We start from the raw sequence: 8,896 nt of genomic DNA, 5'->3' as shown, positions 1-8,896 counted from the left end.
ACTACCGGGGGCGCCCCCCGGGGCCCCGGGTGGGCGTGGGGCGCCGCCCCCGGTGGCCTAGGCCTCGCGGCCCGCGTTCAGTTGCTGGGCATGCTCCTGCAAGGACCGTACGCCCACGTCACCGCGGTTGAGCGCGTCGATGCCCTGGACGGCGGCGGCGAGGGCCTGGACCGTGGTGAGGCAGGGGACGCCGCGGGCGACGGCGGCCGTGCGGATCTCGTAGCCGTCGAGGCGGCCGCCCGTGCCGAAGGGCGTGTTGACGATGAGGTCGACGTCGCCGTTGTGGACGAGTTGGACGACGGTGGGCTCGCCCTGCGGACCGGTGCCCTCGCTGAGCTTGCGGACGACCGTGGCGTGGATGCCGTTGCGCCGCAGCACCTCGGCCGTGCCGGAGGTGGCGAGGAGCTCGAAGCCGTGCTCGACCAGGGCCCGGGCGGGGAAGATCAGGGCGCGCTTGTCGCGGTTGGCGACCGAGACGAAGGCCCGGCCCTTGGTGGGCAGCGCCCCGTAGGCCGCCGACTGGGACTTGGCGTACGCCGTGCCGAAGACCGAGTCGATGCCCATGACCTCGCCGGTGGACCGCATCTCCGGGCCGAGGATGGTGTCGACGCCGCGGCCCTGCACATCCCGGAAGCGGGACCAGGGCAGGACGGCCTCCTTCACCGAGATCGGCGCGTCGAGCGGCAGCGTGCCGCCGTCGCCGGTCGTCGGGAGCAGGCCTTCGGCGCGCAGCTCGGCGATGGTCGCGCCCAGCGAGATGCGGGCGGCGGCCTTGGCGAGCGGCACGGCGGTGGCCTTGGAGGTGAAGGGGACCGTGCGCGAGGCGCGCGGGTTGGCTTCGAGGACGTACAGGATGTCGCCGGCGAGGGCGAACTGGATGTTGATCAGGCCCTGGACGCCGACGCCCTTCGCGATGGCCTCCGTCGAGGCCCGCAGGCGCTTGATGTCGTGGCCGCCGAGCGTGATCGGGGGCAGGGCGCAGGCGGAGTCGCCGGAGTGGATGCCGGCTTCCTCGATGTGCTCCATGACGCCGCCGAGGTAGAGCTCGTGGCCGTCGTAGAGCGCGTCGACGTCGATCTCGATGGCGTCGTCGAGGAAGCGGTCGACCAGGACCGGGCGGTCGGGGCCGATCTCGGTGGACTCGGCGATGTACGTGGCGAGCCGGGCCTCCTCGTAGACGATCTCCATGCCACGTCCGCCGAGCACGTAGGAGGGCCGTACGAGGACCGGGTAGCCGATCTCGTCGGCGATCGCCTTCGCCTGGTCGAAGGTGGTCGCGGTGCCGTGCTTGGGGGCCGGCAGGCCCGCCTCGCTGAGCACCCGGCCGAAGGCGCCGCGGTCCTCGGCGAGGTGGATGGCCTCGGGCGAGGTGCCGACGACGGGCACACCGTTGTCCTTGAGCGCCTGGGCCAGGCCCAGCGGGGTCTGGCCGCCGAGCTGGACGATGACGCCCGCGACGGGGCCGGCCAGGGTCTCGGCGTGGACGATCTCCAGGACGTCCTCCAGGGTGAGCGGCTCGAAGTAGAGCCGGTCGGAGGTGTCGTAGTCGGTGGAGACGGTCTCGGGGTTGCAGTTGACCATCACCGTCTCGTAGCCCGCGTCGCTCAGCGCGAAGGAGGCGTGGACGCAGGAGTAGTCGAACTCGATGCCCTGGCCGATGCGGTTGGGGCCAGAGCCGAGGATGATCACGGCGGGCTTCTCGCGCGGCGCGACCTCGCTCTCCTCGTCGTACGAGGAGTAGAAGTATGGGGTGTTGGCGGCGAATTCGGCGGCGCAGGTGTCGACCGTCTTGTAGACCGGGCGGACGCCGAGGGCGTGCCGGACCTCGCGGACGACGTCCTCGCGCAGTCCGCGGATGCCGGCGATCTGGGCGTCGGAGAAGCCGTGGCGCTTGGCGTCGGCCAGCAGCTCGGGGGCGAGGCGGTCGGCGGCGGCGAGCTCGTCCGCGGTCTCCTTGATGAGGAAGAGCTGGTCGACGAACCAGGGGTCGATCTTGGTGGCGTCGAAGACCTCGTCCGGGGTGGCCCCGGCGCGGATCGCCTCCATGACCGTGTTGATCCGGCCGTCGGTGGGGATCCCGGAGGTGGCCAGCAGCTCGGCCTTGTCGCCGGGTTCGCCGGTGAAGGAGAACTGCGAGCCCTTCTTCTCCAGCGAGCGCAGCGCCTTCTGCAGCGCCTCGGAGAAGTTGCGGCCGATCGCCATGGCCTCGCCGACCGACTTCATGGTGGTGGTGAGGGTGGCGTCGGCGGCCGGGAACTTCTCGAAGGCGAAGCGCGGCACCTTGACGACGACGTAGTCGAGCGTCGGCTCGAAGGAGGCCGGGGTCTTCTCGGTGATGTCGTTGGGGATCTCGTCGAGGGTGTAGCCGACGGCGAGCCGGGCGGCGATCTTGGCGATCGGGAAGCCGGTGGCCTTGGAGGCCAGCGCGGAGGAGCGGGAGACCCGGGGGTTCATCTCGATGACGATGACCCGGCCGTCCTCGGGATTGACCGCGAACTGGATGTTGCAGCCGCCGGTGTCGACGCCGACCTCGCGGATCACGGCGATGCCGATGTCCCGCAGGATCTGGTACTCGCGGTCGGTGAGGGTCATCGCCGGGGCGACGGTGATGGAGTCGCCGGTGTGGACGCCCATGGGGTCGAAGTTCTCGATGGAGCAGACGACCACGACGTTGTCGTGCTTGTCGCGCATCAGCTCCAGCTCGTACTCCTTCCAGCCGAGGATGGACTCCTCCAGGAGCACCTCGGTGGTCGGCGAGAGGGTCAGGCCCTGGCCGGCGATGCGGCGCAGCTCCTCCTCGTCGTGGGCGAAGCCGGAGCCGGCGCCGCCCATGGTGAAGGAGGGGCGGACGACGACCGGGTAGCCGCCGAGGGTGTCGACACCGGCGAGGATGTCGTCCATGGAGTGGCAGATGACCGAGCGGGCGGACTCGCCGTAACCGATCTTGGCCTTGACGGCCTCGACGACGCCCTTGAAGAGCTCGCGGTCCTCGCCCTTGTTGATGGCCTCGACGTTCGCGCCGATCAGCTCGACGCCGTACTTCTCCAGGACGCCGTTCTCGTGCATCGAGATCGCGGTGTTCAGGGCCGTCTGGCCGCCCAGGGTGGGGAGGAGGGCGTCGGGGCGCTCCTTGGCGATGATCTTCTCGACGTATTCCGGGGTGATCGGCTCGACGTACGTGGCGTCGGCGATCTCCGGGTCGGTCATGATCGTGGCCGGGTTGGAGTTGACCAGGATGACCCGCAGGCCCTCGGACCTGAGGACGCGGCAGGCCTGGGTGCCGGAGTAGTCGAACTCGGCGGCCTGGCCGATGACGATCGGGCCGGAGCCGATGACCAGGACGGACTGGATATCGGTGCGCTTAGGCACGCTGGCCCTCCATGAGCTGGGTGCTGTGCTTGTTCTGTTCGTCTCGCATGAGCTCGACGAAACGGTCGAACAGGTAGGCCGCGTCGTGCGGGCCGGCTGCGGCTTCGGGGTGGTACTGGACGCTGAAGGCGGGGGTGTCGAGCAGCCGCAGGCCCTCGACCACGTTGTCGTTCAGGCAGACGTGGGAGACCTCGACCCGGCCGTAGGGCGTGTCGGTGACGGCGTCGAGCGGCGCGTCGACGGCGAAGCCGTGGTTGTGCGCGGTGACCTCGACCTTGCCGGTGGTGCGGTCCTGCACGGGCTGGTTGATGCCGCGGTGGCCGTACTTCAGCTTGTACGTGCCGAAGCCGACAGCCCGGCCGAGCAGTTGGTTGCCGAAGCAGATCCCGAACAGCGGGGTGCGGCGCTCCAGGACGCCCTGGATGACGCCGAGGTCGGCGGTGGCCGGGTCGCCGGGGCCGTTGGAGAGGAACACGCCGTCGGGCTGGACCGCGTAGACGTCGTCGAGGGTGGCCGTGGCGGGCAGGACGTGGACCTCGATGCCGCGTTCGGCCATCCGGTGCGGGGTCATGCCCTTGATGCCGAGGTCGATGGCGGCGACGGTGAACTTCTTCTCGCCGATCGCCGGGACGACGTACGTCTCGGTGGTGGCGACCTCGGCGGAGAGGTTGGCGCCCTTCATCTGGGGGCTGGCCTGCACCTTGGCGAGCAGCGTCGCCTCGTCGGCGATCGCCTCGCCGGAGAAGATGCCGACGCGCATGGCGCCGCGCTCGCGCAGGTGGCGGGTGAGGGCGCGGGTGTCGATGCCGCTGATGCCGACGATCCCCTGGTTGACCAGCTCCTCGTCCAGGGTGCGGACGGAGCGCCAGTTGGACGGGACGCGGGCGGGGTCGCGGACGACGTAGCCGGCGACCCAGATGCGGGAGGACTCGGGGTCCTCGTCGTTGACGCCGGTGTTGCCGATGTGCGGGGCGGTCATGACGACCACCTGGCGGTGGTAGGAGGGGTCGGTCAGGGTCTCCTGGTAGCCGCTCATGCCGGTGGAGAACACGGCCTCGCCGAAGGTCTCCCCCACGGCCCCGTAGGCGCGGCCGCGGAAGCTGCGGCCGTCCTCCAGGACGAGTACGGCGGAGACCCTGCGGGCCCGCTGGGTGGAGGTGGTCATCGTGCGCCTTCCTGGTCGTGCGAAATCGTGTTGAGGGCCTCGACCCACGCGCCGTGCTCGGCTGCCTGGTCGGAGCGGAAGCCGGAGTCGATCAGCTTGTCCCCGTGCGCCCAGGTGACCACCAGCAGGCCGCCCTCGGTGAGGACCTTGCCGGCGATGCCCTTGTCGAGCCGGGCCTCGCGCAGCTGCGCGGCCGGTACGAAGAAGTCGGTGGCCCCGGGGCGTACGACGGTCAGTCCCGCGTCCGTGAGCGTCAGCTCGGCGCGGCTGCGGGTGCCCAGGCCGTGGGCGACGATCCGGTCGAGCCAGTGCCCGGCGGTGGTCGAGCCGTGGTAGCGGCCGGACATGGTGAGCTTCGGCTCGCCCGGCTCCACGGGCGCCGTGGGCAGCTCGGGCAGGTCGCTCTGCAGGGTGCCGCGCCACTTCCAGCCCTCGCGCATCAGCCAGTAGACGAGCGCGACGAAGAGCAGCAGTCCGACCACCCAGCCGGCGCGGTCGGCCCAGTCGGTGACCTGCGCGGACTGCTTCGGGTCGGCGATGAGTACCAGAGGTGTCACGTGAGCTTCCCGTCCATGACCGTCGCCTTGCCCCGCAGGAAGGTGGCGATCACCTGGCCCGGCAGCTCGATGCCCTCGTACGGGGTGTTGCGGCTGCGGGAGGCGAAGCCCGCGGGATTCACCACACCACGGTATGCCGGATCGACCAGCGTGAGGTTGGCGGGCTCACCAGCCGAGACGGGCCGTCCGTGGCCCGCGAGGCGGCCGATGACGGCCGGGCGGAAGGACATCCGGTCGGCGACGCCGGCCCAGTCCAGCAGCCCGGTCTCGACCATCGTGTGCTGGACGACGGCCAGCGCGGTCTCCAGGCCCACCATGCCCATGGCCGCCGCCGCCCACTCGCAGTCCTTGTCCTCGTGCGGGTGGGGGGCGTGGTCGGTGGCGACGCAGTCGATGGTGCCGTCGGCCAGGGCCTCGCGCAGCGCCATGACGTCGGCCTCGGTGCGCAGCGGCGGGTTGACCTTGTAGACGGGGTTGTACGAGCGGACCAGCTCGTCGGTGAGGAGCAGGTGGTGCGGGGTGACCTCGGCGGTCACGTCCCAGCCCTTGGACTTGGCCCACCGTACGATCTCGACCGAGCCGGCGGTGGACAGGTGGCAGATGTGCACCCGGGAGCCGACGTGGGCGGCCAGCAGCACATCGCGGGCGATGATCGACTCCTCGGCGACGGCCGGCCAGCCGGTGAGGCCCAGCTCCCCGGAGACGGTGCCCTCGTTCATCTGGGCGCCCTCGGTCAGCCGGGGCTCCTGGGCGTGCTGGGCGACGACGCCGTCGAAGGCCTTCACGTACTCCAGCGCCCGGCGCATGATCACGGCGTCGTCCACGCACTTGCCGTCGTCCGAGAAGACCCGCACGCCCGCCACCGAGTCGGCCATGGCGCCCAGCTCGGCGAGCTGCTTGCCCTCCAGGCCGACCGTGACCGCGCCGACCGGCTGCACGTCGCAGTAGCCGTGCTCCTTGCCGAGCCGCCAGACCTGCTCCACGACGCCGGCGGTGTCGGCGACGGGGAAGGTGTTGGCCATGGCGTGCACGGCCGTGTAGCCGCCGACGGCGGCGGCGCGGGTGCCGGTGAGGACGGTCTCGGAGTCCTCGCGGCCGGGCTCGCGCAGGTGGGTGTGGAGGTCGACCAGGCCGGGGAGCAGGATCTTGCCGTCCGCCTCGATCACGGTGGCGTCACCGGCTTCGAGGCTAGTGCCGACGGCGGCGATCGTCCCGCCGTCGATCAGTACGTCCTGAGGCTCGCCGCCGAGGATCCTCGCGCCGCGAATAAGGGTCTTGCTCATGCTTACTGGTTCTCCTCGGTGCGGGCGTGCGTGACAGCAGGGCCGGTGACGGCAGGGGCGGCGCCGCCGAGCAGCAGGTACAGGACGGCCATACGGATGCTGACACCGTTCTTGACCTGTTCGACGGCGGTGCAGCGCGGCGAGTCGGCGACCTCGGCGGTGATCTCCATGCCCCGGTTCATCGGGCCGGGGTGCATCACGATGGCGTGTTCCGGCAGGCAGGCCATGCGAGTGCCGTCGAGGCCGTAGCGGCGGGCGTACTCGCGCTCGGTGGGGAAGAAGGCGGCGTTCATGCGCTCGCGCTGGACGCGGAGCATCATCACGGCGTCGGACTTGGCCAGCACCGCGTCCAGGTCGTACGAGATCTCGCACTGCCAGTTCTCGACGCCGATCGGCAGCAGTGTGGGCGGGGCCACCAGGGTCACCTCGGCGCCCAGCGTGTTGAGCAGCAGCACGTTGGAGCGGGCGACCCGGCTGTGCAGGATGTCGCCGACCACCGTGATCCGGCGGCCGGCCAGGTCGCGGCCGGTGCCGGACAGGTGGCGGCGCATGGTGAAGGCGTCCAGCAGTGCCTGGGTGGGGTGTTCGTGGGTGCCGTCGCCCGCGTTGACGACCGAGCCGTTGATCCAGCCGGAGTTGGCCAGCCGGTGCGGGGCGCCGGAGGTGTGGTGGCGGATGACGACGGCGTCTGCGCCCATCGCCTCCAGCGTCAGGGCGGTGTCCTTCAGGGACTCGCCCTTGGAGACCGATGAGCCCTTGGCGGAGAAGTTGATGACGTCGGCGGACAGCCGCTTGGCGGCCGCCTCGAAGGAGATGCGGGTGCGGGTCGAGTCCTCGAAGAAGAGGTTGACGACCGTGCGGCCGCGCAGCGTCGGCAGTTTCTTGATGGGCCGGTCGGCGACACGGGCCATTTCCTCGGCGGTGTCGAGGACCAGGATGGCGTCGTCGCGGGTGAGGTCCGCGGCCGAGATGAGGTGGCGCTTCATCGGGTTCGCTCCGTGGAAAGGGATGTACGGGAAGCGGAGGGCACGCGGGAAGCCGGGAACTGTCCCCGGACTCCCGCGACGGCGCTACTGGTCGCGGGTGCCCAGCAGGACGGTGTCGCGGCCGTCCTCCTCGGTCAGCTGGACCTTCACGGTCTCGCGCAGCGAGGTGGGGATGTTCTTGCCGACGTAGTCGGCGCGGATGGGCAGCTCGCGGTGGCCGCGGTCGACCAGGACCGCCAGCTGTACGGCGCGCGGGCGCCCGATGTCGTTGAGAGCGTCCAGGGCGGCCCGGATCGTACGGCCCGAGAAGAGCACGTCGTCGACGAGGACGACCAGCCGGCCGTCCACCCCGTCGCCCGGGATGTCGGTGCGGGCGAGGGCGCGCGCCGGGCCGAGCCGCAGGTCGTCGCGGTACATGGTGATGTCGAGGGAGCCGACCGGCACCTTGCGGCCGGTGATCTCGGCGAGCTTGTCGGCGAGCCGGCGGGCGAGGAAGACGCCGCGCGTCGGGATACCGAGGAGCACCACGTCGTCGGCGCCCTTGGCGCGTTCGACGATCTCGTGGGCGATGCGGGTCAGAACCCGCTCGATGTCCGGTGCCTCCAGGACGGGGCGAGCCGGGGCTGAGCTGTTTTCGCTGTTTTCGGCCATCAGAAATGGACCTCCTTCCCCGCCTCACGGGACGGGCCTTAAAGGACGCCAGAATTACGATGCCACGGTAGCAGGTGGCCGGGCATGGTCTCGCAGTGTCGATCCACAGGGTACGCGAAACGCCGTAAACCCGTCATATCGAACGCCGAAGTGGTACCGGTGTGGCCCATTCGGCTTGACGGATTCCAATTACGCTGCGTAACCTCACAGTGAGTTACTGAGTTTTCGTCCGGGGAGCCTTATGTCCAGCGATTACGCCAAACAGCTCGGAGCCAAGCTCCGTGCCATCCGCACGCAGCAGGGACTGTCCCTCCACGGCGTCGAGGAGAAGTCCCAGGGCCGCTGGAAGGCCGTGGTCGTCGGCTCGTACGAGCGCGGCGACCGTGCGGTGACCGTACAGCGCCTTGCCGAGCTCGCCGATTTCTACGGCGTGCCGGTGCAGGAGCTGCTGCCCGGGTCCGCGCCCGGTGGCGCTGCCGAGCCGCCGCCGAAGCTCGTGCTCGACCTCGAGCGGCTTTCCCAGGTGCCGTCCGACAAGGCCGGCCCGCTCCAGCGCTACGCCGCCACCATCCAGAGCCAGCGCGGTGACTACAACGGCAAGGTGCTCTCGATCCGCCAGGACGACCTCCGCACCCTCGCCGTCATCTACGACCAGTCCCCCTCGGTCCTCACCGACCAGCTCATCAGCTGGGGTGTCCTGGACGCGGATGCGCGCCGCGCCGTCCAGCACGAAGAGGGCTGACGCCCTCGGATCTGCAGAAACGTTCGCCCCGGTTGTGGGGGGGGGCGGGGGGGGGCGGCCACCCCGCCGGCGCCGGGTATTAGTTGTTGAGGTCCGGGGGGGCGATCGAGTTGCCGGCCAGCGCCCGGCGGGCCGACGAGGGG

General features: G+C 70.6%; 7 protein-coding genes. 1 reads left to right on the top strand and 6 read right to left on the bottom strand.

The window, feature by feature from the left end; translation table 11 throughout:
* Nucleotides 1-57 precede the first annotated feature (57 nt).
* The 6 genes from carB to pyrR all read right to left on the bottom strand — a co-directional run bounded on the left by carB (nucleotide 58) and on the right by pyrR (nucleotide 8,011).
* Nucleotides 58-3,369, bottom strand: a complete 3,312-nt coding sequence (gene carB, locus ACFXJ5_RS40895; protein WP_384643547.1) for a carbamoyl-phosphate synthase large subunit — start codon at nucleotides 3,367-3,369, stop codon at nucleotides 58-60.
* The gene (gene carA, locus ACFXJ5_RS40890) at nucleotides 3,362-4,534 is read right to left on the bottom strand and encodes a glutamine-hydrolyzing carbamoyl-phosphate synthase small subunit (protein WP_384643544.1); all 1,173 of its coding nucleotides are present in this window, start codon (nucleotides 4,532-4,534) and stop codon (nucleotides 3,362-3,364) included. Before carA ends, carB begins: the two co-directional genes overlap by 8 nt.
* Nucleotides 4,531-5,091 (bottom strand): PH-like domain-containing protein, encoded by a 561-nt coding sequence (locus tag ACFXJ5_RS40885; RefSeq protein WP_384643541.1) that lies wholly within the window; start codon nucleotides 5,089-5,091, stop codon nucleotides 4,531-4,533. The genes carA and ACFXJ5_RS40885 overlap by 4 nt, the downstream gene beginning before the upstream one ends.
* Nucleotides 5,088-6,374, bottom strand: a complete 1,287-nt coding sequence (locus ACFXJ5_RS40880; RefSeq protein ID WP_384643538.1) for a dihydroorotase — start codon at nucleotides 6,372-6,374, stop codon at nucleotides 5,088-5,090. The genes ACFXJ5_RS40885 and ACFXJ5_RS40880 overlap by 4 nt, the downstream gene beginning before the upstream one ends.
* A 2-nt stretch (nucleotides 6,375-6,376) precedes the next feature.
* Nucleotides 6,377-7,360 carry an aspartate carbamoyltransferase catalytic subunit gene (locus ACFXJ5_RS40875; RefSeq protein WP_384643535.1) on the bottom strand — a complete coding sequence of 328 codons (984 nt, stop codon included), beginning with the start codon at nucleotides 7,358-7,360 and terminating at the stop codon, nucleotides 6,377-6,379.
* 84 nt (nucleotides 7,361-7,444) lie between these two features.
* A complete protein-coding gene (gene pyrR, locus ACFXJ5_RS40870) occupies nucleotides 7,445-8,011 on the bottom strand; it encodes a bifunctional pyr operon transcriptional regulator/uracil phosphoribosyltransferase PyrR (protein ID WP_384643532.1) in 567 nt (188 codons plus the stop codon).
* Nucleotides 8,012-8,252: 241 nt separating this feature from the next.
* On the opposite strand from pyrR, the gene bldD reads away from it, so the two are divergent.
* Entirely contained in the window at nucleotides 8,253-8,753 is a 501-nt protein-coding gene (gene bldD / locus ACFXJ5_RS40865) for a transcriptional regulator BldD (RefSeq protein WP_384643529.1), read from the top strand.
* Nucleotides 8,754-8,896: the final 143 nt, after the last annotated feature.

The sequence above is a fragment of the Streptomyces sp. NPDC059373 genome, assembly GCF_042751495.1.
Taxonomy (GTDB): domain Bacteria; phylum Actinomycetota; class Actinomycetes; order Streptomycetales; family Streptomycetaceae; genus Actinacidiphila.
This window is presented reverse-complemented; position numbering and strand designations above follow the sequence as displayed.

Excerpts from the sequence above, each read along its gene's own strand:
- carA (WP_384643544.1), bottom strand. The coding sequence starts at position 4,534 with ATGACCACCTCCACCCAGCGGGCCCGCAGGGTCTCCGCCGTACTCGTC.
- ACFXJ5_RS40880 (WP_384643538.1), bottom strand. The coding sequence starts at position 6,374 with ATGAGCAAGACCCTTATTCGCGGCGCGAGGATCCTCGGCGGCGAGCCT.
- ACFXJ5_RS40875 (WP_384643535.1), bottom strand. The coding sequence starts at position 7,360 with ATGAAGCGCCACCTCATCTCGGCCGCGGACCTCACCCGCGACGACGCC.
- pyrR (WP_384643532.1), bottom strand. The coding sequence starts at position 8,011 with ATGGCCGAAAACAGCGAAAACAGCTCAGCCCCGGCTCGCCCCGTCCTG.
- bldD (WP_384643529.1), top strand. The coding sequence starts at position 8,253 with ATGTCCAGCGATTACGCCAAACAGCTCGGAGCCAAGCTCCGTGCCATC.